At 71.7% G+C, this 23,973-nt stretch carries 26 protein-coding genes; 9 read left to right on the top strand and 17 right to left on the bottom strand.

The genetic code is table 11. The features are described from left to right. Positions 1 to 24 precede the first annotated feature (24 nt). Complete coding sequence (katG, locus tag ACYQ8L_RS02080; RefSeq protein ID WP_459940103.1) at positions 25 to 2,232, top strand: catalase/peroxidase HPI; 2,208 nt, start codon at positions 25 to 27, stop codon at positions 2,230 to 2,232. Between the two features lie 96 nt (positions 2,233 to 2,328). Continuing rightward, entirely contained in the window at positions 2,329 to 2,790 is a 462-nt protein-coding gene (locus ACYQ8L_RS02075) for a Fur family transcriptional regulator (RefSeq protein WP_459940102.1), read from the top strand. A gap of 45 nt (positions 2,791 to 2,835) precedes the next feature. On the opposite strand, the gene gap is transcribed toward ACYQ8L_RS02075, so the two are convergent. The 10 genes from gap to ACYQ8L_RS02025 all read right to left on the bottom strand — a co-directional run bounded on the left by gap (position 2,836) and on the right by ACYQ8L_RS02025 (position 13,980). Next, on the bottom strand, positions 2,836 to 3,843 hold the full coding sequence (gap, locus tag ACYQ8L_RS02070; RefSeq protein ID WP_459940101.1) for a type I glyceraldehyde-3-phosphate dehydrogenase: 1,008 nt from the start codon (positions 3,841 to 3,843) through the stop codon (positions 2,836 to 2,838). 96 nt (positions 3,844 to 3,939) lie between these two features. Further along, positions 3,940 to 4,416, bottom strand: coding sequence for an RrF2 family transcriptional regulator (locus tag ACYQ8L_RS02065; protein ID WP_459940100.1), 477 nt, complete (start codon positions 4,414 to 4,416; stop codon positions 3,940 to 3,942). A 61-nt stretch (positions 4,417 to 4,477) separates the two neighbouring features. Next, the gene (aspS, locus tag ACYQ8L_RS02060) at positions 4,478 to 6,280 is read right to left on the bottom strand and encodes an aspartate--tRNA ligase (RefSeq protein WP_459940099.1); all 1,803 of its coding nucleotides are present in this window, start codon (positions 6,278 to 6,280) and stop codon (positions 4,478 to 4,480) included. A 52-nt stretch (positions 6,281 to 6,332) separates the two neighbouring features. After that, positions 6,333 to 6,713: a cytochrome c3 family protein gene (locus tag ACYQ8L_RS02055; protein ID WP_459940098.1), complete on the bottom strand. Its 381-nt coding sequence runs from the start codon at positions 6,711 to 6,713 to the stop codon at positions 6,333 to 6,335. After that, positions 6,710 to 7,990 (bottom strand): histidine--tRNA ligase, encoded by a 1,281-nt coding sequence (gene hisS / locus ACYQ8L_RS02050; RefSeq protein ID WP_459940097.1) that lies wholly within the window; start codon positions 7,988 to 7,990, stop codon positions 6,710 to 6,712. The genes ACYQ8L_RS02055 and hisS overlap by 4 nt, the downstream gene beginning before the upstream one ends. A gap of 14 nt (positions 7,991 to 8,004) precedes the next feature. Next, on the bottom strand, positions 8,005 to 9,396 hold the full coding sequence (locus ACYQ8L_RS02045; protein WP_459940096.1) for a diguanylate cyclase: 1,392 nt from the start codon (positions 9,394 to 9,396) through the stop codon (positions 8,005 to 8,007). A 52-nt stretch (positions 9,397 to 9,448) separates the two neighbouring features. Continuing rightward, positions 9,449 to 11,845, bottom strand: a complete 2,397-nt coding sequence (locus tag ACYQ8L_RS02040; protein WP_459940095.1) for a ComEC/Rec2 family competence protein — start codon at positions 11,843 to 11,845, stop codon at positions 9,449 to 9,451. A 26-nt stretch (positions 11,846 to 11,871) separates the two neighbouring features. Then, a complete protein-coding gene (locus ACYQ8L_RS02035) occupies positions 11,872 to 12,252 on the bottom strand; it encodes a MerR family transcriptional regulator (protein WP_459940094.1) in 381 nt (126 codons plus the stop codon). A gap of 201 nt (positions 12,253 to 12,453) precedes the next feature. Further along, entirely contained in the window at positions 12,454 to 13,509 is a 1,056-nt protein-coding gene (dnaJ, locus tag ACYQ8L_RS02030; RefSeq protein ID WP_459940093.1) for a molecular chaperone DnaJ, read from the bottom strand. An 87-nt stretch (positions 13,510 to 13,596) separates the two neighbouring features. Further along, a complete protein-coding gene (locus ACYQ8L_RS02025; protein ID WP_459940092.1) occupies positions 13,597 to 13,980 on the bottom strand; it encodes a thioredoxin family protein in 384 nt (127 codons plus the stop codon). Between the two features lie 114 nt (positions 13,981 to 14,094). Between ACYQ8L_RS02025 and ACYQ8L_RS02020 the strand changes: the two genes are divergently transcribed. The 5 genes from ACYQ8L_RS02020 to ACYQ8L_RS02000 all read left to right on the top strand — a co-directional run bounded on the left by ACYQ8L_RS02020 (position 14,095) and on the right by ACYQ8L_RS02000 (position 17,201). Continuing rightward, positions 14,095 to 14,826: an N-acetylmuramoyl-L-alanine amidase family protein gene (locus tag ACYQ8L_RS02020; protein WP_459940091.1), complete on the top strand. Its 732-nt coding sequence runs from the start codon at positions 14,095 to 14,097 to the stop codon at positions 14,824 to 14,826. Between the two features lie 11 nt (positions 14,827 to 14,837). Further along, a complete protein-coding gene (gene rph / locus ACYQ8L_RS02015) occupies positions 14,838 to 15,560 on the top strand; it encodes a ribonuclease PH (RefSeq protein WP_459940090.1) in 723 nt (240 codons plus the stop codon). Continuing rightward, a complete protein-coding gene (locus ACYQ8L_RS02010; protein WP_459940089.1) occupies positions 15,557 to 16,159 on the top strand; it encodes an XTP/dITP diphosphatase in 603 nt (200 codons plus the stop codon). Before rph ends, ACYQ8L_RS02010 begins: the two co-directional genes overlap by 4 nt. After that, on the top strand, positions 16,156 to 16,578 hold the full coding sequence (locus tag ACYQ8L_RS02005) for a hypothetical protein (protein ID WP_459940088.1): 423 nt from the start codon (positions 16,156 to 16,158) through the stop codon (positions 16,576 to 16,578). Before ACYQ8L_RS02010 ends, ACYQ8L_RS02005 begins: the two co-directional genes overlap by 4 nt. A gap of 179 nt (positions 16,579 to 16,757) precedes the next feature. Further along, positions 16,758 to 17,201, top strand: coding sequence for a retropepsin-like aspartic protease family protein (locus ACYQ8L_RS02000; RefSeq protein WP_459940087.1), 444 nt, complete (start codon positions 16,758 to 16,760; stop codon positions 17,199 to 17,201). On the opposite strand, the gene ACYQ8L_RS01995 is transcribed toward ACYQ8L_RS02000, so the two are convergent. The 3 genes from ACYQ8L_RS01995 to ACYQ8L_RS01985 form a co-directional block, all read right to left on the bottom strand. Continuing rightward, positions 17,185 to 18,003, bottom strand: coding sequence for a lysophospholipid acyltransferase family protein (locus ACYQ8L_RS01995; protein WP_459940086.1), 819 nt, complete (start codon positions 18,001 to 18,003; stop codon positions 17,185 to 17,187). The two genes, ACYQ8L_RS02000 and ACYQ8L_RS01995, sit on opposite strands and share 17 nt — an antisense overlap. A 67-nt stretch (positions 18,004 to 18,070) precedes the next feature. Then, complete coding sequence (locus ACYQ8L_RS01990; RefSeq protein ID WP_459940085.1) at positions 18,071 to 18,271, bottom strand: cold-shock protein; 201 nt, start codon at positions 18,269 to 18,271, stop codon at positions 18,071 to 18,073. A 268-nt stretch (positions 18,272 to 18,539) separates the two neighbouring features. Then, positions 18,540 to 19,631 (bottom strand): TIGR04283 family arsenosugar biosynthesis glycosyltransferase, encoded by a 1,092-nt coding sequence (locus ACYQ8L_RS01985; protein ID WP_459940084.1) that lies wholly within the window; start codon positions 19,629 to 19,631, stop codon positions 18,540 to 18,542. Here ACYQ8L_RS01985 and ACYQ8L_RS01980 point away from each other — a divergent pair. After that, complete coding sequence (locus ACYQ8L_RS01980) at positions 19,630 to 20,220, top strand: DNA-J related domain-containing protein (RefSeq protein ID WP_459940083.1); 591 nt, start codon at positions 19,630 to 19,632, stop codon at positions 20,218 to 20,220. The genes ACYQ8L_RS01985 and ACYQ8L_RS01980 overlap by 2 nt on opposite strands. A 118-nt stretch (positions 20,221 to 20,338) precedes the next feature. Here ACYQ8L_RS01980 and ACYQ8L_RS01975 read toward each other — a convergent pair whose 3' ends face one another. The 4 genes from ACYQ8L_RS01975 to ACYQ8L_RS01960 are packed head-to-tail and all read right to left on the bottom strand — an operon-like array spanning position 20,339 to position 23,072. Continuing rightward, the gene (locus ACYQ8L_RS01975; RefSeq protein ID WP_459940082.1) at positions 20,339 to 20,863 is read right to left on the bottom strand and encodes a gamma carbonic anhydrase family protein; all 525 of its coding nucleotides are present in this window, start codon (positions 20,861 to 20,863) and stop codon (positions 20,339 to 20,341) included. 9 nt (positions 20,864 to 20,872) lie between these two features. Continuing rightward, positions 20,873 to 22,378, bottom strand: a complete 1,506-nt coding sequence (locus tag ACYQ8L_RS01970; protein WP_459940081.1) for a multiheme c-type cytochrome — start codon at positions 22,376 to 22,378, stop codon at positions 20,873 to 20,875. Beyond that, positions 22,375 to 22,689: a DUF134 domain-containing protein gene (locus tag ACYQ8L_RS01965; protein WP_459940080.1), complete on the bottom strand. Its 315-nt coding sequence runs from the start codon at positions 22,687 to 22,689 to the stop codon at positions 22,375 to 22,377. Before ACYQ8L_RS01965 ends, ACYQ8L_RS01970 begins: the two co-directional genes overlap by 4 nt. Continuing rightward, positions 22,686 to 23,072 (bottom strand): NifB/NifX family molybdenum-iron cluster-binding protein, encoded by a 387-nt coding sequence (locus ACYQ8L_RS01960; RefSeq protein ID WP_459940079.1) that lies wholly within the window; start codon positions 23,070 to 23,072, stop codon positions 22,686 to 22,688. The genes ACYQ8L_RS01965 and ACYQ8L_RS01960 overlap by 4 nt, the downstream gene beginning before the upstream one ends. A gap of 160 nt (positions 23,073 to 23,232) precedes the next feature. Between ACYQ8L_RS01960 and ACYQ8L_RS01955 the strand changes: the two genes are divergently transcribed. Continuing rightward, entirely contained in the window at positions 23,233 to 23,907 is a 675-nt protein-coding gene (locus ACYQ8L_RS01955) for a DUF554 domain-containing protein (RefSeq protein WP_459940078.1), read from the top strand. Positions 23,908 to 23,973: the final 66 nt, after the last annotated feature.

Below are 23,973 nucleotides of genomic sequence, written 5' to 3'. Positions count from 1 at the left end.
ACCCGTGAAAGGGAGGAATCCGTCATGGCACCGAACGAGAAGAAACCGAGGAAGCGGTGGATCACCGATTGGTGGCCAAACCGGCTGAACCTCAAGATCCTCCGCCAGCACTGCCCCAACGCCAACCCCTACGGGCCGGCCTACGACTACGCGAGGGAGTGCGCCGGGCTGGACCTCTCCGCTGTCAAGGAGGACCTCCGGACTCTCATGACCACACCCCAGGAGTGGTGGCCGGCCGATTTCGGGCATTACGGCCCCCTGTTCATCCGGCTCGCCTGGCACAGCGCGGGGTCCTACCGGATTCACGACGGGCGCGGCGGCGCCCGTACCGGGGAGATCCGCTTCGCCCCCCGGATCGACTGGCCCGACAACATCGGCCTCGACAAGGCAATCCGTCTGCTTTGGCCGGTGAAGCAGAAGTACGGACGCAAACTGTCGTGGGCGGATCTGATCGTGCTCGCAGGCAACGTGGCCCTAGAGTCCATGGGCGTGAAGGTGATCGGGTTCGCCCTGGGAAGGGAGGACGTTTGGGAGCCGGACGAGGGGGCGGACTGGGGTCCGGAAGAGGAGATGCTCACGGGGGACAAGAGGTTCAAGGGGGGCGGACTGGAAAAGCCCTTCGCAGCCACGGAGATGGGCCTGATCTACGTGAACCCCGAAGGCCCAGAGGGAAACCCCGATCCTGTGGGATCGGCCAAACAGATCCGGGTTGCGTTCGCCCGGATGGGGATGAACGACGAGGAAACGGTGGCGCTGATCGCTGGCGGCCACGCCTTCGGCAAGTGTCACGGCGCGGCCCCCGACACCCACCTCGGCCCGGATCCCGCTTCGTCCCCCCCAGAGGAGCAGGGCCTGGGGTGGAGGTTCGGCTACAAGACCGGGAAGGGGCCCGACGCGTTCACCTCGGGGTTCGAACTCGCGTGGTCGCCGACGCCCACCCGGTTCGGGATCCAGTATCTCCACTTGCTCTTTCACAACGAGTGGGAGTTGACCGAAAGCCCAGCTGGGAAGAAGCAGTGGGTGGCCAAGGGCGCCAAGCCCATCATCCCCGACGCCCACGACCCGAACAAAAAACACCCGCCCATGATGCTCACGGCCGACCTGGCCCTGCGGTTCGACCCGGACTACGCGAAGATCGCCCGGCGGTTCCTCGAAAACCCCGGGGAGTTCGAGCAGGCCTTCGCCCGGGCGTGGTTCAAGCTCATCCACCGGGATCTGGGCCCCCGTTCCTGCTACCTGGGGCCGGAGGTCCCGGCCGAGGTGTTCGTCTGGCAGGATCCCCTCCCCGACCGGGAGTACGAACTGATCGACGAGGCCGACATCCGGGCGCTCAAGGAGGAGATCCTGGCCTCGGGCCTGAGCGTTCCCCGGCTCGTCTACACCGCCTGGTCCTCGGCCTCCACCTACCGGGACTCGGACCGGCGCGGCGGGGCCAACGGCGCCCGAATCCGGCTCGCCCCCCAGAAGGACTGGCCGGTCAACCATCCGGAAGACCTGGCCGAGGTGCTCGCCGTCTACGAGGAGATCCAGAGGCGGTTCAACGAGCGGCAGACCGGCGGCAAGAGGGTTTCCCTGGCGGACATGGTCGTGCTCGGGGGCTGCGCCGCCTTGGAGGCGGCGGCAAGGAAGGCCGGCCTGGACATTTCCGTGCCCTTCGTGCCGGGGCGGGTGGATGCGACCCAGGAACAGACCGACGTCGCCTTCTACTCCGCCCTGGAGCCCGTGGCCGACGGCTTCCGCAACTACTGGAAGGACGGGGAACCCTTCGACGAGGCCGACGTGCTGAGCACCCCCGAGTATCGCCTGGTGGACAAGGCCCAACTCCTCACGCTCACCGTGCCCGAGATGACCGCTCTTGTGGGCGGGCTGCGGGCCCTCGGGGCCGTGTACGGCTACGGGAAGCACGGGGTGCTCACCGAGACCCCGGGCACGCTCACGAACGAGTTTTTCGTGAACCTGCTGGACATGGGAACCGAGTGGAAGGCGGCCGACGAGCACCGGTACCTGTTCCACGGGTACGACAGGGCCACGGGTGCGAGGAGATGGACGGCCACCCGGGTGGATCTCGTGTTCGGCCACCACGAGGAACTGCGGGCGGTGGCAGAGGCGTACGCGAGCGCTGACGGATTGGAGGAGTTTGTGCGCGACTTCGTGGCCGCGTGGTACAAAGTCATGCACCTCGACCGGTTCGACCTCCCCAAGGACGCCCGGGCTGCGCCCGCCAACCCCTAGGGCCGCGGGGAGCCCGGGCGTTCCCCCGCCCGGGCTCCCCGCTTTTTCCGCGCACGCCCAGGCCACCTCGGGTACCCCTTGCACGGAGGCCCTCCAATGACCGCCCGCACATCGTCTGTCGATCCCGAACTGGAGCGCTTGCGGGAAGCCTTTCAGCGCCACGGGCTCCGTCTGACCCATCAGCGCATCGAGCTCTACCGCGCCGTGGTATCAGACCCGAGCCACCCGACGGTGGAGGCCGTATTTCGGCGCGCCCGAACGAAACTACCGACGGTGTCTCTCGACACCGTCTATCGCGCCCTGTCCCTGTTCGAGAAACTCGGGCTCATCACCCGGGTCGATCCAACAGGGTCTGGGGTGCGCTACGACCCGGATCCCACCCCGCACCACCACCTCGTGTGTCGCCGATGCCAAACCATCCTGGACTTCCGATGGCCGGAGGCGGATGAACTGGAGCCCCCGATTCCGGCATCGACCTGGGGGGTGGTCGAAGGACGCCGGGTCGAGATCTGGGGGCTGTGCAAAGCGTGCGCGGCGGCGGGGCAGGAAAAGGGATGACCCGCCCCCCAGGGCGGCAGCGCAGGGGATCCCGCCGAGGTCCCCCTACCCCACCCGAAAGGCGAAGCGCTCGGCCAGGTCCACGAGCCGGTTGGCGTAGCCCCACTCGTTGTCGTACCAGGCCTGGAGCTTCACGAAATCGCCCCCCACGACCCGGGTCTGGGGGCCGTCCACCACGGCCGAGAAGGGGCTTCCGACGTAGTCTGCCGAGACCAGGGGCTCCTCGGTGTAGGACAGGATGCCCCGGAGCGCCCCTTGGGCCGCCTCCCGGAGCGCGGCGTTCACCTCCCCGGCCGAGGCCGGCCGCTTCAGGGCCACCGTGACGTCGGCCAGGGACACGTCGGGGGTCGGCACCCGCACCGACACCCCGTCGAGCCGGTCGGCGAGCTCGGGGAGCACAAGGCCCACCGCCCGGGCCGCGCCGGTGGTCGTGGGCACGATCGAGACCCCGGCGGTGCGCGCCCGCCGCAGATCCGGATGGGGGGTGTCCAGGAGCCGCTGGTCGTTGGTGTAGCTGTGCACCGTGGTCACGAGGCCCCGGCGCACCCCGAAGGCCCCGTGGAGCACCTTCAGGATCGGCGCCAGGCAGTTCGTGGTGCACGAGGCGTTGCTCACCACCCGGTGTTGGCCCGGATCCAGGAGGTGGTCGTTCACCCCCAGCACCACCGTGAGGTCTGCGCCCTCGGCCGGGGCCGACACCACGACCCACCGGGCACCGGCCCCCAGGTGCCGTTCGGCGGCGGCCCTCCGGGTGTTCTGGCCGGTGCACTCCAGGACCACATCGATCCCGAGCTCGGCCCAGGGGCACGCCCCGGGGTCCTCCGCCCGCACGAAGGGCACCTGCCGGCCGTCCACCCGGAGCACCCCGGGTTCCGCCGCCACCTCGCCCCCGAACCGGCCGTGGACCGAGTCGTACCGGAGCAGATGCGCGAGCGCGGCCGGGTCGGCCCGGTCGGACACGGCCGCGACCTCGACCCCGGGCCGGCCCCAGGCCACCCGGAAGGCGCTCCGGCCGATCCGGCCAAACCCGTGGATGGCGATGCGAACGGGCATCCGAACTCCTCCCACCGAAACGCCACCGCCCCGGCAGGGACCGGGGCGGGCGGACGAGGGCGGCGGGGCGCGCCCCAGCCGGGGGGCGCCGGCGCCTCAGATGTAGTACATGAACCGAGCGTCGAGCTGGCGTTCGATCCCCAACTCCTCGGCCCGCTGGCAAAGGTCCTGGATCGTGGTGTTGCGAAAGATGTCGGCGATCTTGTCCCCGATCTCCTTCCACATGGGGCTCGCCACGCACACGTCCTTGCGGTCGCAGGTGGGGGCGTCGCAGTCGGCCTCGTCGATGTCGCTCACGCAGAACACGAGTTCGATCGGCCCCTCGGTGCAGGTGACGATGTCGTAGAGGGTGATCTCGCTGGGCTTCTTGAGCAGAAAGTACCCGCCCCGGGGCCCCCGTTTACTGCCCAGGATCCCGGCCTTCTTGAGCTTCTGGAAGATCTGCTCCAGGTACCGGGGGCTGATCTGCTGGCGTTCCGAGATGTCCTTGATCTGGGCCGGAAGCCCTCCGGCGTGGTAGGCGATGTCGAAGATCGCCCGCACCCCGTACCTGCTCTTGGTCGTAAGTTTCATGGCGTCTCCCTCTCGGGTTCCCGATTGACGCGCGCGAAAATAGCAGCCCGCCCGAAAGGGGTCAAGGGGCCGGGGTTTCGGGCCGGCGCACCCGGATGTGCAGCTCCCGCAGCTGGGCCGGGTCCACCTCGGCCGGCGCCTCGGTCAGCAGGCAGGTGCCCCGCTGGGTTTTGGGGAACGCGATCACGTCCCGGATGCTCGGGGTGCCGCACAGGAACATCAGGATCCGGTCGAACCCGAACGCGATGCCGCCATGGGGCGGCGCCCCGAACGAGAGGGCGTCCAGGAGAAACCCGAACTTCTCCCGGGCCTCCTCGGGGCCGATGCCCAGGGCGTCGAACACCTTCTCCTGGGTCTCCGCGTCGTGGATCCGGATCGAGCCCCCCCCGATCTCGACGCCGTTGAGCACCAGGTCGTAGGCCTGGGCCCGGACCTCCAGGGGCCGGTCGCCGAGCTTCTCCACGTCCTCGGGCACCGGGCTCGTGAACGGGTGATGGAGCGCCACGTAGCGCTTCTCGTCGGGGTCCCATTCGAGGAGCGGGAAGTCCGTGACCCAGCAAAACGCCCACCGCCCCTCGGGGATGAGCCCCAAGCGCTCGGCCAGATGCACCCGGAGCTTCGAGAGCGCGAGGTTCGCGACCTTCTCGGTGTCGGCCACGAAGAACAAGATGTCGCCGGGCTCCGGCTCCGCCGCCGCCCGGATGCCTTCGCGGGCGTTGTCGCCCAGGAACTTCGCGATGGGCGACTGCCAGGTGCCGTCGGGTTGCACGCGGATCCAGGCGAGTCCCTTGGCCCCGAACGGGGCCACGAACCCGGCCAGGTCGTCGATCTCCTTGCGGGAAAGCGCCTCGCCGGCGCCCTTGGCGTTCAGCACCTTGACCACACCGCCCTTGGCCACGGCCTGGGCAAACACCTTGAACTCGCACCCCGCCACCGAGGCGCTCACGTCGGCGAGCTCCAGGCCGTACCGCAGGTCAGGGGCGTCGGTGCCGTACCGCGCCAGGGCCTCGGCGTAGGGCATGCGGGGGAACGGCCGCGGCAGGTCCACGCCGAGGGTGTCCTTCCACAGCCGGCAGACCATCGCCTCCATCAGATCCAGCACATCCTCGGCCCCCACGAAGCTCATCTCGAGGTCGATCTGGGTGAACTCGGGCTGGCGGTCGGCCCGGAGATCCTCGTCGCGAAAGCATTTGACGATCTGGAAGTAGCGCTCCACCCCGGCCACCATGAGCATCTGCTTGAAGAGCTGGGGGCTCTGGGGCAGGGCGTAGAACTTGCCCGGGGCGAGCCGGCTCGGCACCAGGAAGTCCCGGGCCCCCTCCGGGGTCGACCGGGTCAGGACCGGGGTTTCCACCTCCCAGAACCCGTGCTCGTCCAGGAACCGCCGCACGCTGGCGGCGGCCCGGTGCCGCAGGGCCAGGTTCTTCTGGAGGGCCGGCCGCCGGAGATCGAAGTAGCGGTACTTGAGCCGCAGGTCCTCCCCCACCTCGGCCTCCTCGTCCACCGGGAACACCGGGGTCTGGGACCGGTTCAGGATCTTGAGTTCCTGAACCTTCACCTCCACCTGCCCCGTGGGGAGATCCGGATTCTCGGTGCCCTCGGGCCGGGGCGCCACCTCGCCCCGCACCGCGATCACGTACTCGCTGCGCAGGCGGTGCGCCTGCTCGTGGGCCCCGGGGGACACGTCGGGGTAGAACACCGCCTGCACGAGCCCCGAGCGGTCCCGCAGGTCCACAAAAATCAGGCCGCCGTGGTCCCGGCGGCGATGCACCCAACCCATCAGGGTCACGGTCTGGCCGACGTGCTCCGGCCGGATCTCGCCGCACGGGTGGGTGCGGCGCCAGGTTCCCATCGGTTCGATCACGCTCGTCCGCTCCGTTCGGGATTCGTTGGAAATCAGGGAGAAAAGCCCCCGGCTACCCCGCCCGCATCAGCTTGTAGCTTTCCTCGCTGCCGTGGGGGTCGTGGCAGGAGAGGCATTTCCCCCCGGCCCGGGTGTGCTGGGTGCCCGTGCCCCGCTCGTGGCACAAGAGGCACAGCCGCGCCGGCTTCGTCTTGAACTTATACTTCCCGGCCTTGGACGCCGTGCACGGCTGGCCCACCGGCACGTGGCACGACACGCAGCCGTCGACCCCGGCCTGTTCGGCCGCCACGGGGCCGTGGAGGAACTGGGGCTTCATGATCTCGGCGTGGCACCCGCCGTCGATGCAGGTGCCGGCCGCGGTGATCCCGGCCGCGCCGAGGCCCAGGGCCACGGCGGCCAAAGCGATCAGGGCGTCCTTCGGGATGCGGGTCATGGCTCCTCTCCTTGGGGAGTCGTCGTCGCGCGATCGGCGAGGTACGCCTCCAGGGCGGCCGCCTCCACCGGTTCCTGCTCGCCCGTGGCCAGATCCTTCACGGTCACCGTGCCGGCCGCGAGCTCGTCCTCGGCCAGGATCAGGGCCACCCGGGCCCCGCTCCGGTCGGCCGCCCGCATCTGGGCCTTGAAGCTCCGGGGGGCGAGATCGATCTCGGTACCCAGGCCCCGGGCGGCCAGGCTCCGCCGAAGCGCCAGGGCCCGGTCGGCCGCCTCCGGCCCCCGCACCACCCAGTACCCCACCGGCCGGGTGACCGGCACCCTGCTCGGGTCAAGGAGAAGGGCGAGCCGCTCCATCCCGGCGGCAAACCCCAAGGCCGGCACCGGCGGGCCGCCCAGGGCTTCCGACAGCCCGTCGTACCGGCCGCCGGCCGCCACGGCGTTCTGGGCGCCCAGGCCTTCGGCCAGGAGCTCAAAAGTCGTGCGGTTGTAGTAGTCGAGGCCCCGGACCATGCGGGGGTTCACGGCAAAGGGGATTCCGCCCCGTTCCAGGATCTCCCGGACCCGCCCGAAATGGGCCGCGCAGTCGGGGCACACGGCGTCGGGGATGAGCGGGGCCTCGGCGGTGCGTTCGCGGCACCGCTCCCGCTTGCAGTCCAAAACCCGAAGGGGATTCGTGTCGACCCGGCGCTGGCAGTCGGGGCAGAGCTCGTCCCGAAGGCCCCGGAGGTGCTCCCGCAGCCTCTCCACGTACGCCCGGCGGTCGATCGGGCACCCCAGGGTGTTCACCTCCAGCCGGAGCCGCTCGGTCAGGCCGAAGGCGCCAAACAGGTCCCAGAGCACGGCCAGCACCTCGGCGTCGGCCTCGGGCTCGGCCCAGCCGAAGCATTCGACCCCGATCTGGTGGAACTGCCGGAGCCGCCCCTTCTGGGGTCGTTCCCGCCGGAACATGGGGCCCATGTAGTACCACCGGGCCCGGGGGGCCGAGCGGTGCAGCCCGTTTTCCAGGTACGCCCGCACGGCCGAGGCGGTGCCCTCGGGCCGCAGCGTCACCGAGTTTCCGCCGGTGTCGACGAAGGTGTACATCTCCTTCTCGACGATATCGGTCGCCTCGCCGATCGACCGGCGAAAGAGCGCCGTGTCCTCGAGGAGGGGGAGCCGCACCTCCCGGTACCCGAACGCCTCGAGCACCCGCCGGGCCACGGCCTCCATGTGCTGCCACAGGGGGGCCTCGTCCGGGAGCACATCCCGGAATCCCTTGAGCTTCTTGATCTCCATGTGGGGAATGTCCGTCAGAGGAGACGGGCCTCGTACACGGCGTCGCGCGAGGCCTCCTTGTTTCGGTACATGGCCCGATCGGCCTTGTCCACGAGTTCCTCCCGGGAGCCGGCGTCGTCGGGGTAGGTGGCCACCCCCACCGAGGCCGTGAGCCGGATGTCGCGGCCCTCCCGTCCCAGGAACCGGTGGTTGCGCACGGCCTGGCGGACCCGCTCGGCCACCTCCACTGCGGCCTGGGTGTCTGTGCCCGGGAGCACCACCACGAACTCGTCGCCCCCGTACCGGACCAGGACGTCGTTCTCGCGCACGTTGGCCTGGAGGAGCCGGCTCACCTCGATGAGCACCTTGCCTCCGGTCAGGTGGCCGTGGACGTCGTTGATCTCCTTGAACCGGTCGAGGTCCAGGAAGAGCAGGCTAAACGGGGTGCCCGAACGCTCCGTCTCCCGGATCGCCTCGTCGATCGCCCGTTCCAGGTACCGGGCGTTGTAGAGGTCGGTCAGGGGGTCCACGAAGGCCAGCTTCCGGGCCTCCTGGAACCGCTCGGCCGCTTCCAGCGCGAGTTCCATCTGCTGGACCAGGAAGTGGGCGTTGGCCGCATCGTCCGGGGTAAACCGCTCGCCCCGGCCCGACCGGCCGAGAACGACCACGCCATCGAACCCGGCCCGGGGACGCAGGGGAAGGAACAGGAGCTCCCGCACCTCGGGCGCCCGGGACCGGTCCGCCAGGATCCGAAGGAGCCGGGCCCGCCCCAGGATCCGCGGCACCTCGAGCCCGCGCAGATACCGCTCCGCCTTCATCACCAGGGCGTCCCGCAGGGCCTCGGCCTCGTCGGCGTCGAGCCCGTGACGACCCGCCACCGCTAGCGGCCCGGCCGGGTCGGTGGGCCGCAGGACGAGCCCCAGATCGCTGCGGGTCGCACCGGACAGGGCCTCCAGCCCCAGGGCGGTCACCCGATCCGGATCGTCCAGCCCCTGAAACGCCCGGGCGAGTTCGTAGAGCTCCAGCTGGCGCTTGAGCCGGGAGTGCTCCCGCACCAACTGGCGCTGCTCCAGGGTGGCGCGCACCACGGCCGCCAGTTCCTCGGCGGCGAAGGGCTTTCGCAGGTAGTCGGCGGCCCCGTGCTTCAAAGCCCGCACGGCGGTGTCGATCGACGCGTACCCGGTCATGATGACGACGTCCACCGCGGGGTGGCGGGCCTTGATCTCCTGGAGCAGCTCGAGCCCGGTCATCTCGGGCATGTAGATGTCGGCGAGAACCAGGTCCACGAGCTCTTGGCCCAGCGCCGACAGGGCCTCCCCCCCCGAGGACGCCGTGCGCACGCGCAGCCCTTCCTGCCGAAGCACGTCGGAGCAAAAGGAGCGGAAGAACACATCGTCGTCGACGACGAGAACGGCGGCAGGGGTCATGGCGTCCCAGGAACCGAGGGATGGGGAAAGCTAACAGAACCCCCCAGGACTGTCAACGAAACGGGCCGGCCCGCACCCGTCCCCCGGGCCCCAGGGCCACGTGGACGCAGCCGGCCTGGTGGGTCCCCAGGACCCGGGCCCCGAGGCGGGTCGCCCCCTCGACGAACGCGGCCGCCGGCAGGCCCCGCCGGCCGGCGGCCGAGACCACGACCCACGCCGGGCTTACGGCCCGGAAGAACCCAGGATGCCACGCGTCGGCCGCGCCGTGGTGGGGCGCGACGAGGACCGCCGCCCCGAGCTCCGGTACCGCGGCCAGGGCCGCGGCCTGGCCCGGGGCCTCGAGATCCCCGGGGAGAAGGAGGGCCCCGCCGTGGGCCTCGATCCGCAGGAGGAGACTGCGGTCGTTCTCCGACGGCCCCGGCCCCTCCCAGGCCGTGAGGCGCGCCGGGCCGGGAAGGTCCAGGTCCGCCGCCCCCACCCAGCGCACCGCCGCCCCCACCTCCCGGGCGGCCTCCAGGAGGTCCCGGTACCGGCCGTCGCCCCGGAACCCGGCCGGGAGCCACACCTCCCCCGGCCGGCCCCACCGCACGAGGGCGGGAAGCCCCAGGAGGTGATCGGGATGGGGGTGGGTGGACACGGCGACCCGAAGCCCCCGGCACCCCAGGGCCTCCAAGGCCGGGACCACCACCTCGGCCCCCGGGTCGAACGTGCTTCCGGGGAATCCGCCGGCGTCCACGGCGATCCATCCGGCCTCCGGGACCCGCAGGGCCAGCGCTTGTCCCTGGCCCACGTCGAACACCCAGAGGTGCACCCGGGGATCCAGGGATTCCCGCATCCGGGGCCCCAGGGCGGCCGCGGCGCAAAGCATCGCCCCCGCGGCGGCCCACCGCCAGGCCTCGGGCCGCCGCCAGAGCCAGAGGCCGAGGCCCAGCCCGGCCGCGGCGAGCCCGGCAAACCCCAGGGGCGAGGCGAGAAAGGGAGCCCGCACCATGCCCGCCCAGTCCTCGAGGGTCCCGAGCCCGGCCACCCACCCGTTGAGCGCGCCCCCCGCGAGCTCCCACAGGAAGGCCGACGCCCGGGGAACCAGGGGGTGCATCCCGACCCCCAGGAGCCCCAGGGGAAGGCACCCCCACCCCACCAGCGGAACCGAGACCAGGTTCGTGACCACCCCGGCCACGGGGGCGGCCCCGAAGTGGAGGAGCGACACGGGAAGGGTCGCCAGGGTGGCCCCCGCCGAGGCGAACGCCACCCGGGCCGCGGCACGACCCAGGATCGGGCCCCAGCGGCGGAGCCCCGGGGGCGGGTACCGGGCGGCCACCGGGTCCGGCCGGGCCGGCAGGAGGCGGGCCTCGAGCCCGGGCGCGAGCCAGAAGAGCCCGGCCAGCGCCGAAAGCGAGAGGTGCAGGCCCGGGTCCCCAAGCACGGCCGGGTTCGCCACCCCCACCAGGAGCGCCGCGGCCCCGAGGCCGGGCAACAGGGCGCGGGGCCGGGCCGCGGCGCCGGCGAGCAGCACGAGCCCCACCATGACGAGCGCCCGCAGGGTGCTCACCTGCCACCCGGAAAGCGCCGCGTACCCGAGCAACACGGGGAGGCAGGCCGCCCGGGCCCACGGGTCCACGGGCCGGGCCAGGAAGAAGGTCGGGGCGCCCCGGAGCAGCGCGGCCCGCGCGACCGGGATGACGAGGAGGGCGAGAATCCCCAGGTGGAGCCCCGACACGGCCACCAGGTGCGACACCCCGGCCCGACGAAGCCGTTCGGCCAGTTCCCGGCCCACCCCCGAGCGATCCCCCAGGGTCATGGCCCGCAGCACGGCGCCCCCGGGACCGGGGGCCGCCCGCTCCATGGCGGCCGCGACGGCCTGCCGCCAGGCCTGCCATCCCGGGGGCGGGGGCCGGAAGGTCACCTCCCCGGGCCACCGGGTACCGGCCCGGGCGCCGATCCCCTTCCGGCGGAGATAGGCCGCATACCCCTCGGACCCGGGGTTCCGAAACGCCACCGGCCGGCGCAGCTCCCCCCGGAACCAGCAGGCGCCTCCCCGGGCCGGCCGGGGTTCGGGCCAGCCCTCCACGGAGAGCCGCACCCGCCCCCGGGCCGGCCGCCAGGGTCCGATGGGGGCCGGGGCCCAGCCGGTGAGCTCCACCACAGCCGACCAGCCCGCGTCGGTCGGCCGCGGGTCCTCCACAACGAGGCCCCGGAACCTCCCGGCCGCTCCCAGGGGCGGTTCCAGGGGCGGGGGCCGGCCCGAGGCGACCGCGGCCGCCCCCGCCAGGGCCAGGAGGCCGGCCAGGGCAGCGACCCGGAGGGCCGGCGAAGGGGCGAGCCGCCACGCGGTCCAGGAGACCGCGGCGAACGCGGCGAGGGCGGGAACGGGATGGGACGAAATCCAAAGGCCCGAGGCGAGGCCGAGGAGGGGGAGGAAGGGGAGGATTCGGGGACCGAGGGCGATCACGGAAAGCCCCCGCGCAGGCCCCTTTCCTACTTCAGGGGTTTGGGGGGCCGGAAGAAGGCCCGGGGGATCATCGCCTTCTCCCGTTGGCGAAGCACCCGCTCCAACTCGGCGCGCAGGTCCTCACGGACGAACCGGACCACCTCGTCCAGGTGCTCCTGGAGTTCCTCGATGGTACGGCGCATCTCGAGGATGACCTGGACCCCGGCCAGGTTCACCCCGAGGTCGTTGCGCAGGCGCTGGATCCGGCGGACCGTCTCGATGGTGTCCTCGTCGTAGAGGTACGCCCGCCCCTCCCGGGCCGCGGGCTCGATCAGCCCGGCCTCCCGGTACACCCGCAGGGTCGACGAACTGACCCCGGTCGCCTCCACGATCTCCCGGACTCGGATCAACCGAACCGCTTTGTCCATCACTCCCTCCCCAGTCTTCGCTGGAACTTCCGCTGGAACGCTGGGAGGCTGGGACGCGAACCTCTTTGAGGATTCCGGCGTCGTCGCCCATCCTCCCTTGTGGTAGCGGCCGCCGTACCGGAGGACAGAATTCAGAGGTCAGATGTCAGGGCATCCCTGCCCTCCGTCGTCCGTCCGCTGACTCCTGGCGCGGCCAGCCCCCTAGAGCTTCCCGCGCAGCCCCTCGAGCACCTTTCGGACCTCGGGATCGAGCCGCCGGGGGATCTTGACCCGGACCTCCGCGTAGAGGTCGCCCTTCCCCGGCACCCCCTTCCCCCGGATCCGGAACCGCTGGCCGTTCTGGGTGCCGGCCGGCACCTTCATCCGCACGGGGCCGTCCAGCGTGGGCACCTCCACCGTGCCCCCGAGCAGGGCGTCCAGGAGGTCCACGTCCACCGTGGTCACGAGGTCGTTCCCCTCCCGCCGGAACCGCGGGTCCGGGGCCACGTGGACCCGGATGTAGAGGTCGCCCGGGGGCCCCCCGGCCGCTCCGGCCTCCCCCTTGCCGGCCACCCGTACCCGGGACCCCTCGGTCACTCCCGCCGGAATCCGCACCCGGATCCGTTCGGCTTTGGGCACGGTGCCTTGGCCGGCGCACCGCTCGCAGGCCGGACCGGGCGTCCGGCCGGTGCCCCGGCAGGTGGGGCAGGTCTGTTGCACCGAGATCACCCCCCGGGACGAACGCACGACCCCGCGGCCGCCGCACCGGGGGCAGGTTCCGCCACCCGCGCCGGGTTTGTACCCGCTCCCGCCGCAGGCGTCGCAGGGGGCGTTGCGGCGAAACGAGATCTCCTTCTCCGTGCCCTTCACGGCTTCGGTCAGGGACACGGTCATCTCGTACTCGAGATCGGCCCCCTTTCGCGGCCCGGACGGGCGAAACCCGGCCGTCTCCCCGAACAGGTCGGAAAAGAGGTCCGAGAAGTCGAACCCACCGAACCCTCCCGAGCGAAACTCCTCCCACTGGGGCCCGGCGCCCGCGCCGGCCCCCTGGCCGAAGGCCGCGTGGCCCATAGCGTCGTACTGGGCCCGCTTCTCGGGATCGGAGAGCACCTCGTAGGCCTCGGAGATCTCCTTGAACCGCTCCTCGGCCTCCTTGTTCCCCGGGTTCACGTCGGGGTGGTATTTGCGGGCGAGCTTCCGGTAGGCCTTCTTGATCTCCTCGGTCGAGGCGTTTCGCCCCACGCCGAGAACCTCGTAGTAGTCCCGTTTCGTGGCCATCGAATCCGACCCCTCCTGACGTCGTGGTCCCCCCCGCTCGGCGGCGAAACGTAGGCACCGCCCGCGGGGCTGTCAACGGCCCGGCGGCTACGGCGACCCCGCCTCGGCCACCCCGGCCTCCCGGAGCACGGCTTCGAGTTCCTCGGCCGTCCAGAAGCCCACCTGGTTGAACCGCACCTGTCCCTTCGGGTCCACGATCACGAGCACCGGGACGCATTTCACCCCGTACTTCTTCGCGAGCTCCGGCTCCTTGTCCGCGTCGTGGACCCGGCGCACGATGTGGGGGTGCCGCGCCAGCACCTCCGCCAAGATCGGCTCCAGCTGGTCGCAGGCCGGGCAGGTTTCCGACACGAACTCCCCCAGCACCGGCCGGCCCGTCTCCTTGGCCGTCCGGACCAGGGGATCGGGCTCGGCCGCCGCCGCGACCCCGGTCCACGCCACCAACGCCACGACCACCCACCACCGTTTCATGGCCGTTCCTCCCGGATCCCTTGCCCAAGGGGGCGTTTCGGCCCGCGCGAATTGACAGTCCCCTGGCCCCGGGGTAGCATGCGCGGACCTTCCGGCCCGCTTTCCCGACCGCCCATGGACCGCCTTCGTTCCCTCGCTCCGATCCTGCTCGTGCTCCTGTGCCTCGCCGGCCCCCGAACCCCGGCGCGCGGCGAGGATAGCACCTCGGGCGCCGGGGTCCAACGGCCGGGGCCGCGGCTCGTGCTCGATCCGGGCCACGGCGGCGCCGAAGGGGGGGCACGGGCTGAGGCCGGGCCCGAGGACGCCGCGGCCCTGGAGCTGGCGAAGGCCCTCGCGACCCGCCTCGAGGCCCTGGGCCTTGTGGTGTTCCTGACCCGGGAGGCGGACCAGGACCTGCCGGAACCACTGCGGGCCGCGTTTGCCAACTACCGGGAGGCCGACCTCTACCTCTCGGTCCACTTCTCCGGCGAACCCCGCACCCACGCCCGGGGGTTCGAGGTGTTTGTTCCCCCGCCGCCCCCGGCGGGGGTGGACCCCCAGCTCTGGGAGGCCGGGCAGGCCGGCGTCTGGGAGCGGAGCCGGCGGTGGGCCGAGGCCCTGCGCCGGCGTCTGGGGGAGGCGGCGCCCAGCTTCGACCGGGGCATCGGCACGCTGCCCCACCCGGCGCTCGAGGCCGTGACCTGCCCGGCGGCCCTGGTGGAATTCGGATCCCTCGCCTGGCCCGAGGACACGGCCTGGTGGCGCCGGCCCGAGGGGGCCGAGGCCTTGGCTCGCGCCGTGGCCCGGGCCGTGGAAGATGTGCTGGGACCGGGGGAGCCCGGTTCGGAAACCCCTACGACGGAATAGAGGAAGGATTCATGCGCCATGACGGAAGGGCGGCCGACGAGCTTCGGCCGGTTCGGATCGAGCGGGGGGTGCTGCGCTACGCCGAGGGGAGCGCGCTGATCGAGGTGGGCCACACCCGGGTGCTCTGCGCCGCGAGCGTCGAGGACGGGGTGCCGGCGTTCCTGAAGGGCACGGGCCGGGGGTGGGTCACGGCCGAGTACGGCATGCTGCCCCGGGCCACCGAGACCCGCACCCCCCGCGAGGCGAGCCGGGGCCGGCAGGGGGGCCGCACCCTGGAGATCCAGCGATTGATCGGCCGGTCGCTCCGGGCCGTGACCGATCTCGACTCCATGGGCGAACGCACGGTCTGGATCGACTGCGACGTGCTCCAGGCCGACGGGGGCACCCGCACGGCCTCGATCACCGGGGCCTACGTGGCCCTGGCCGACGCGCTCCAGACCCTGGTGGAGCGAAACGTGGTGAGCCGGCCGCCCCTGACCGACGCGGTGGCCGCCGTGAGCGTGGGGCTGGTGGGCGGCCGGGCCCTCCTGGATCTCGATTACCGGGAGGACTCCTCGGCCGACCTCGACATGAACCTGGTCATGACCGGCCGGGGGGAGTTCGTGGAGGTCCAGGCCACCGGGGAGGAACGGCCGTTCTCCCGGGAGCGGCTGATGGAGCTCCTGGACCTCGGCTGGAAGGGGATCGAGCGGCTCCTGGAGATCCAGCGCGAGGCCCTGGAGGCCGGCCGGTGAGGCTCCTGGTCGCCACGGGGAACGCCGGGAAGCTCCGGGAGTTCCGGCAGATGCTCGAGCCCCTGGGGTTCGAGGTCCTGGGCCTCGCTGACCTCCCGGAGCGTCTCCACCTCCCGGAGGACGGGGACACATTTCTGGAGAACGCCCGGGCCAAGGCCTGGCCCCTGGCCCGGCGCCTCGGCATCCCCGTGCTCGCCGACGACTCGGGCCTCGCCGTGGACGCCCTGGGCGGGGCCCCCGGCGTGCGCTCGGCCCGGTACGCCGGCCCCGGGGCCACCGACGCCGACAACAACGCCAGGCTCCTTGCCGAACTTCGGGACGTGCCCGACCCCGGGCGCACCGCGGCCTTCGTGTGCGCCCTGGTGCTGGCCCTGCCGGACCTGGGGGAGGTGGCAGCCGAGGGCCGGGTGGCCGGCCGGATCCTTAGGGAGCCCCGGGGCACCGGCGGGTTCGGGTACGACCCCCTGTTCCTGGTGGAGGGCCTCGGGCGCACCGCGGCCGAACTCGAGCCCGAGGTCAAGAACCGGGTGAGCCACCGGGGCCGGGCCCTCCGGCTCCTCCTGCCGGCGCTCCGGGCCCTGGGCCGGGGAGAGCTATGACCCGGCGCCGGCCGGCGAGCTTCGCGCTGCTCTTCTACTACGCGGTGTTGCTCGCCTCCACGGCCGCGGCCCACGGCTCGCCCTACCCCTTCTTTTTCTGGGTGCTCCGGGGGACCCCAGCGCGGGTCGCCGTCCTCCTCGACTGCCTGGTGCTCGTGCACATCGTGGTGGGGGTGGCCAAGGCCCAGCGGCTCACCTGGTGGATCCTCCTCGGCTACAACGCCCTGCAGCTTGCGAGCGCAGCCGTGGGGCTCTGGGCCTGGCCCATGGAGGAACTGGCGACCGCGTTCGGCCTCGAAGAGGGCCCGGCCGCGCTCCGCTCGGTGCTCCTCGTCTCGGCCCTGGCCATGGCCGTGGCCACGGCCTACGCCTGGCGCCTCCGGGAGGCGTTTTGGGACGAGAACCCGTACCTGTTCTGAACCGAGACGAACGGGGGATCGAGGTCAACGTGCCGACAAGGCGAGCCGCCAGGGTACGGACCCGTTGTAGGAGCGGCGTCCCCGCCGCGATCCGGGCCGAAGGCCCGAAAACGACGGAGCCCCGCTTCCTGGCGATGGCCTTCCGGATTTCCAGCCCTTTCCGCTCCTGGGAGTGAGCCATGGGCCTCCGCACCGCCGCCTTCGTGCTTCTGGGGCTTCTTCTGCTGGCCGCCCAGGCCCCCGCCGCGACGGTGCAACTGGAGGCCCACGGCGGGGCGCTCGTGGCCGAGGTCACCCTGAACGGCCGGTTCACCGGTCGGTTCCTCGTGGACACCGGCGCCACCTACTGCATCGTCACCGCCGAGGTGGCCCGCAAGGCCAAGATCCGGGGCCGCATCGGGGGCGACAAGGTCCGGCTCGCCACGGCCAACGGCGTGATCGAGGCCCGTCTCGGGGAGGCCCGCAAGGTGGAAGTGGGCGAGGCCGCGGCCCGGGACGTGCCCGTGGCCGTGGTCAAAGACGACCCGCTCCCCGGACTCGACGGCATCTTGGGCCTCAGCTTCCTCGGCCGGTTCCGCTACGCCGTGGACCCCGAACCGGGCGTGCTCATCCTGGAGGAGTAGCCCGGTCGGCCTCCACCACCGGCACCCCCCATTCCGTGAGGGTTTCTCGGAGGAAGGCCACGCAGGCCTGGTGGGCCTCGGTGCCCCGGGGGCCGGGGGGCAGGGGGTCGCCGAACCGGAACCGCACGGGGAGGTGCGGCCGGACCGGGCCGAAGTCCTTGAACCGCCGGCCGGTGCCCCAGGCGTCGGTCCGAAGGGCCACCGGCACCAGGGGCACCCCGGAGCGGGCCGCGAGCTTCGCCCCGATGGTGTTGAACCGGTCGAGCCTGAGGGCGTCGGACCGGGTGGTCTGGGGGAACACCACGATCGACATGCCCCGCCCCAACCGATCGCGTCCCTCCTCGAGAACCCGCACAAGATCCTCCCGGGGGTTTTTCCGCCCCACGGCGATGGGGTCGCGGCTCGCGAGGATCGGGCCGAACCAGGGGTAGCGAAGGAGCGTGTCCTTCACCACGAAGGTGACGGGCTTGACCGGCTGGATCAGGGCCGGGAGCACGAAGGTCTCCAGGGTGCTCATGTGGTTCGCCACGAACACGGCCGGGCCCTCGAACCGCCGGAGCACCCCCATGCCCTCGATGGTGATCCGCACGCCGACCCACTCCAGGGCTCGCACGATGTCCTCGCTCGACTTGGCCCACCGGGCCCCGTCGTAAACGCCCCGGCCCACCTCCCAGCGCGACCGGGCCACGATCCAGAGCACCCTGGCGTAGAAGGGCAGTTCCTTCCTCGGGAGGAGGCGCGGCAGCCACCCCGGCCGGCGGTCGGGGGGCGTGGTGTAGGTGTCGTGATCGGCGAACGGCATGACCCTCACGCAAAAGGAGCGAGCCCGGGGGCTCGCTCCTTTTTTTCGGTTCCGTCGAGAGAAGGGATCAGACGACGCGCACGTTGGCGGCCTGGGGGCCCTTCTGGCCGTCGACCACCTCGAACTCCACCTGCTGCCCCTCCTGCAGGGTCTTGAAGCCCTGCATCTGGATCGCGCTGAAGTGCACGAAGACGTCGGGCCCGTTCTCCTGCGCGATGAACCCGTAGCCCTTCTGGTCGTTGAACCACTTTACCGTACCGACTGCCATGTTCCTGCCTCCTTCAAGGCGTTTGGGTGCCCACGGCACCCGTGGTGAAAACTGCGTGGGAGAAACAACGCCCGGAGGGAGGAACCGCATCCGGTACTGCTTCTGCCCAGCGCGCCCAATCGTTCGCGGCGCAAGGGGCGCCTGCAAAAAACCGGAAGGGGCGCTGGCCTCTTCCGGTTCGATCCGCTCGCACTGGCGGGCCGGGACGGATGAGGCACGGTCCCCGACCGTTTGTTAGCGAGCACAGTACCCTAGGTTTCAAACGCTGTCAACGCCTAAAACACCGTCCATGGGCCCAGAGCGCGTAAAACGCCCCGGCCGTGAGAAGGGCGGCGGCCGCCGCGGCCGGGCGGCTCTCGAACACCCCGGCCCACCGGTCGAACCGCCGGGTCCAGGGGAAGGGGCCCTCCCCGGGCGGATGGCCCGCCCGGCGGTTCCGGCGGCAGTCGAGGGCGAACCCGACCTGCCAGGCGTTTCGGGCCACGAACCGCCCCGCGGCGAGCCAGCGCCGGAGAAACGCGCCCCACCCGCCGGCCCGGCCCTCGGCGTGGAGGGCCGCGAGAAACGGCGCGAGCCGAAGCCGCCGGGCCTCCCCCTGCTCCCGGTAGAGCGCGGGGGCCCGGGCCAGGAACCCCTCGAGCCCCAGATCGTCGGCCGCCAGGATCAGCGCGTTCAGGGCCTGGCGGGCCTCGAGGCCCTCGGCCTCGAACCGCCGGGCCGAGGTCTCGAGGGTACCGGGCAGGAGCACCCACCGGCCGGTTTGGAACACCCGCCGGACCAGGCGCTCGTCCTCCAGAAACGGGAGGGCCTCGTCGAATCCCCCGAGCTCCCGGAAGTAGTCGGCCCGGATCCAGATCCCCTGGTCCCCGTGGATCGTGCCCGGCCGGTTCGTGCGGGTCTTGGCCTCGTAAAAGTAGTAGGCCCCTTCCCGCCCGGGCCCCCGGTCCCGGAACCGGATCCCGAAGTGGCCCGCCACCCGGCCGCCCTGGGACCCCAAGGCGGCCCGGGCCCGGGCAAGGGTCCGGGGATCGGGGAGCCGGGTGTCGGCGTGGAGGAAGAGGAGATCCCGGGCCCGGGCCGCCCTGGCACCGGCGTTCATCTGGCGGCCGCGGCCCGGGGGGGCGGGGACCACGCGGGCCCCGGCCCGCCGCGCGACCTCGGGGGTACCGTCGCGGCTTCCGCCGTCGGCCACGAGGACCTCGAGTCCGATGCCCTCCTGCCGGCCGAGGTCGGCGAGGAGCCCGGGGAGCTCGTGGGCCTCGTTTCGGGCGGGGACGACCACCGAGAGATCGGGCTCACCCACCCGGCGTCCCCCGGCCGGTTGGCCCCGCGAGCCCCCGGTGGTACCTTGACCGGCCATGGACCGGGCCTTCTTCCGCTCCCTCGACCCCGAACTCCGGCGGCTCTACGGGGTGCTCCGCGACCACCCCGAAGGCATTCGGGAGTACGACCTCCTGGAACGGCTCCGGGGCGACGGGCCGCTCCGGGGGCTCACGGAACTCGAGCTCTTCCGGGTCCACTTCCTTCTCTTCCATCACCTCTACCGGCTCCGCCGGGCCCTGGAGCGGGCCAGCCGGGGGAGCCTCGAGATCCACGTCCTTCGCATCCGGCTCCTTCCCCTCCAGTCCGCGGCCCCGAACCCGAGGGGGCTTCCCGCCGCGCCGGATCCCCTGGAAACGTACTACCTCGACCTCACCCACCTCGCCCGCACCGGCGAGGAGGACGTTCGGGAGATGCTGCGCTGGTTCTGGAAGCAGTTTCGCGTCTACCACCGAGGCGAGGAGGCCCTGGCCGCCCTGGGCCTCGGACCCCAGGCGGGCCCGGCCGAGGTGCGCCGCCGGTTCCGGGCCCTCGCCCGGGAGCACCACCCGGACGCCGGCGGCGACCCCGAGCGGTTCCGGGAGATCACCCGGGCCATGGCGGTGCTGCGGGAACTTGGTCGCGCGTAGCAGCCTGCGGCAAGCGCGGCCCCGGGAAAACCTTACCACGGTCCTTACGGGGCCGGGCAAAACAGAAGGAACCTGCCTTGAAGCCCCGGCGGGGACGGGTCGTCCGCGCGATCCCCGGTCAGCCAATCCGGCGGAACCCGTGCCGGTACCTCTCGGCAAGGTCGACGTATAGGTTCTTCCCGTACGACCAAAACTCTCGATGCCGGTCAAGCACCCGCCCGATCACCCGAGCCGGGTTCCCTCCCACAATGGTTTCCGGTTCGACCCGGGTGCCGTTGGGGACGACAGCTCCCTCCGCAACGATCGCCCACGTGCCGACCTCGACGCCGAACGAGAGGATGGCCCCGATCCCGATCACGCAGTTCTCGCCCAACAAGGGGCAATGGACCTTCGCCCCATGGCCCACGGTCACCCTCCCCACCATGTGACAGGTGTGGTCGGGGTTGATGTGAACCACGGCCCCCTCCTCCACGGCGGATTCCGCGCCCACGACGATGGTTCCGTAGTCGGCGCGGAGTATCGCACCGTGGCCCACGTACACCCGCGGCCCGATGCGAACGTCTCCCACCACGATTGCGGTTTCGCTCACGAAGGCCGACGGGTCCACCGAGGGCCGTCGGCCCTCGAACTCGAAAAGCGCCATCGTTTCGTCCTACTTCTCGGGATCCTGCCCTTTCCGGGATTCCAGGAAGTTCAACCAGTCCCACATCTGGGCCAGGTTCTTCTGGAGGTACCAGCGGCCGTTGGCGAACACGCCGTAATCGGCACCGGCCATGGCCGAGGCGAACCGGGTGGAGTTGGCGTAAAAGAGCCACTGCTCCACCCACATCCGCTCGATCGCCTCGTCGAAGGGGCTTGCGTCCTGGCCCGGGCCCTGGGCGAGACCTTTCTCCCACGCTTTCAGGAGCACCTTGGTGGCCTCCAGGGTCAGGGCGTTGGTGGTGGCCACGGTGTGGTCAAGCTTCTCGAAGTGGCCGCGCACCCACTGGCCGCTGTGGCACCCGGAACAAACGGCCTGCATCCGGGCAGTTCGGCGTGCCTGCTCGGCCTCGTCGATCAGAAACGCCGAGGCCGGCTCCCCGGTGAGTTCGGCCGGCAGGGGCAGCCCGGCGCGGTTTCGGATGCCCGTCGTGTCCCCGGACTTGGGATGGGCCGTCGCGTACACCAGGCCGAACAACCGATATTTCAGACGATCGGCCATCTCGTGGGTCCGCGGGGCCAGCACTTCGCCCCCGGGGGTGGTGACCAGGCTCGCGTGGCAGGTGGCGCAGGTGGGCGCCGTGAAATCCTCCCCCACCACCCAGGGCACGGCCTCGAAGTCCCAGAACCCCCGCGCCGACTGGTAAACGGCGTTGTGCTTGCTCACCTCGTAGACCTTGTAGGCCGGAACGTCCGGGCCCTTGTGGCACTGCTCGCACGCGTCGGGCTCCCGGGCCTCCTCGATGGAGAACCGGTGGCGGGTGTGGCACGAGGTGCACGCCCCCCGGGTGCCGTCGGGGTTCACCCGCCCCACCCCCTGGTTGGGCCAGCCCCGGAGCCGCGGAAACTCCATCTCCCCCATGGCCGTCTCCCGGGTCTCGGTGCCGTCCACCGTGACCCGGGTGCCGTGGCAGGCGAGGCACGAATCGGCGTTCGTGAGTTCGTCGGGCTCGCGGACGGCGAGGCCCTCCCCGTCGAAGCTCGTGGGCCCGTTCACGGCGGCCACGAGATGGGCGTAGAGCCCGTTGGCCATGAGGTTGTCGTGGGCGTTGGCCATGAGGTTCCGGCCGTACTCCTCGCGCTCCACCGGGTGACAGGTGGCACAGTCGGCCGGGGTAACCACGATGTGCACCTCGTAGCCGTTGTGCTCGAAGGTGTCGGCGTGGGCGTCGGGGTTCTGGGTATGGCACTCGGCGCACCCCACCACCACGTCCCGCAGTCCTTCGGGCACCTCGGCGGCCGACACCCGGCGCTCGAGTTCCGGGCGCCCAAGCCCCTCGGCCGGGGTCACGTGGCTGTGGCGGCTTCTTCGCCAATCGGCCACGATCCCGGGGGTGACCTCCTCGTGGCAGCCGATGCAGGTGTCGGTGTCGTCGCTCACGGGGGGATCCCCCGCCCATGCGCCCAAGGCCGCCAGCCCCACCCCCAGCGCCACCGCCGCCACGATCCCATGCCTCATCGCGCCTCTCCTTTCTGCGCTTCCCCGGCCGGGCCGATCACGAGGGCCTGCCCCTCCAGGATCGCCCGGGCCACCTTGCGCCGGGCCCCGGCCACGAGCCGCTGAACCGTTCCCCGCGACACGCCCATGCGCGCCGCGGCCTCCTCCTGGGTGAGGCCTTGCCCGTCGCAGAGGGCCAGCGCCTCAAATTCGTCGTCCCTGAGTACCACACGCGGGAGATTCCGCAAGGCGACGCCGGCCGGTTTGTACACCCGATCCCCGAGCCGCGCGGCGCATCCGCACCGGCGGGGTTTCCTCGGCCGGGGGCTCACCCGTGATGCCCGCAGACGCCCCCGTGGCCGTGGCCGCCGCAGGTCCGGGCCGGGTCCCACTCGGGCAGGCGGCCGGCCTTCCAATGCTCCAGGTTCTCGGCCACGGTGCCGGGGAAGGCGGCGAACACCCGGATCCCGGCGCGGGAGAGCCCCGCAAGGGCCCCCTTGCCGATGCCGCCCACCACCACGGCGTCCACCGCGTGGCCGTCCAGGGCTTTGAGGGGGCTGCACCGGCCGTGCTCGTGCTGGAGATCCCGGTTCACCACCGCCGAGACCTCGGCCGTATCGGTGTCGACCACCACGAAGGCGGGGGCCGAACCGAAATGGCCGTACACCGTGCTGCCGAGTCCATCGGGTCGTTCCACGGGAAAGCAGATCTTCATCGTGATCCTCCGGGTTGGGGTTTTTGTGCATATGCACATTACGCCCCTATTTTCCGGTTGTCAACGGGGAATAGGGCCGGGCCTCCTGGACGTCGGCACAAAAACCCGCCATCATCCGCCGCTTCGGGAACGAGAGAGAACTCCAGCGGGAGGGAACACGATGACCGGAACCGTGGTAAACACCCTGGCCGTGGCGGCCGGCGGGGCGGCCGGCGCGATCGCGGGCCGGCGGGTCTCCGAGCGGTTTCAGGGGATTTTGATGCAGGCCCTGGGGCTTTCGGTGCTCCTGCTGGGGCTTCAGATGGCCCTTTCGGGGGAGAAGCCCCTATTGAGCGTGGGGTGCGTGATCGCCGGGGCCCTCACCGGCGAGGCGCTTCGGATCGAGCGGGCCCTGGAGCGGTTCGGCGGCGCGCTCCAGCGCCGGCTGCGGGCCGGGTCCGCCACCTTCGTGGAGGGGTTCGCGTCGGCCTCGATCCTCTTTTGCACCGGGGCCATGATGATCGTGGGCTCGATCCAGGACGGCACCGTGGGGGACCCGAGCACCCTCTACGTGAAGGCCATGCTCGACGGCGCGGCCTCGGTGGTGATGGCGTCGTCCCTGGGGGTGGGGGTGGCCTTCTCGGCCCTGTCGGTCCTCCTCACCCAGGGCGCCATCACCCTCCTGGCCGGGCACCTCGAGGCCCTCCAGCGGCCCGAGGTGCTTTCGGCCGTCACGGCCACCGGCGGGCTCCTGATCGCCGGGATCGGCCTCAACCTCTTGGGCGCCACGAAGATCCGCACCGGGAACCTGATGCCCGCCGTGTTCTACGCCGCGGCCGCGGCCCTGTGGCTCTGAACGCCCCCGCGCCAAAGCCCCCCGCCACCCCAAACGAAAACGCCGCCCCCAAACCGGAAGCGGCGA

The sequence above is a fragment of the Deferrisoma palaeochoriense genome (assembly GCF_054656955.1).
This window is presented reverse-complemented; position numbering and strand designations above follow the sequence as displayed.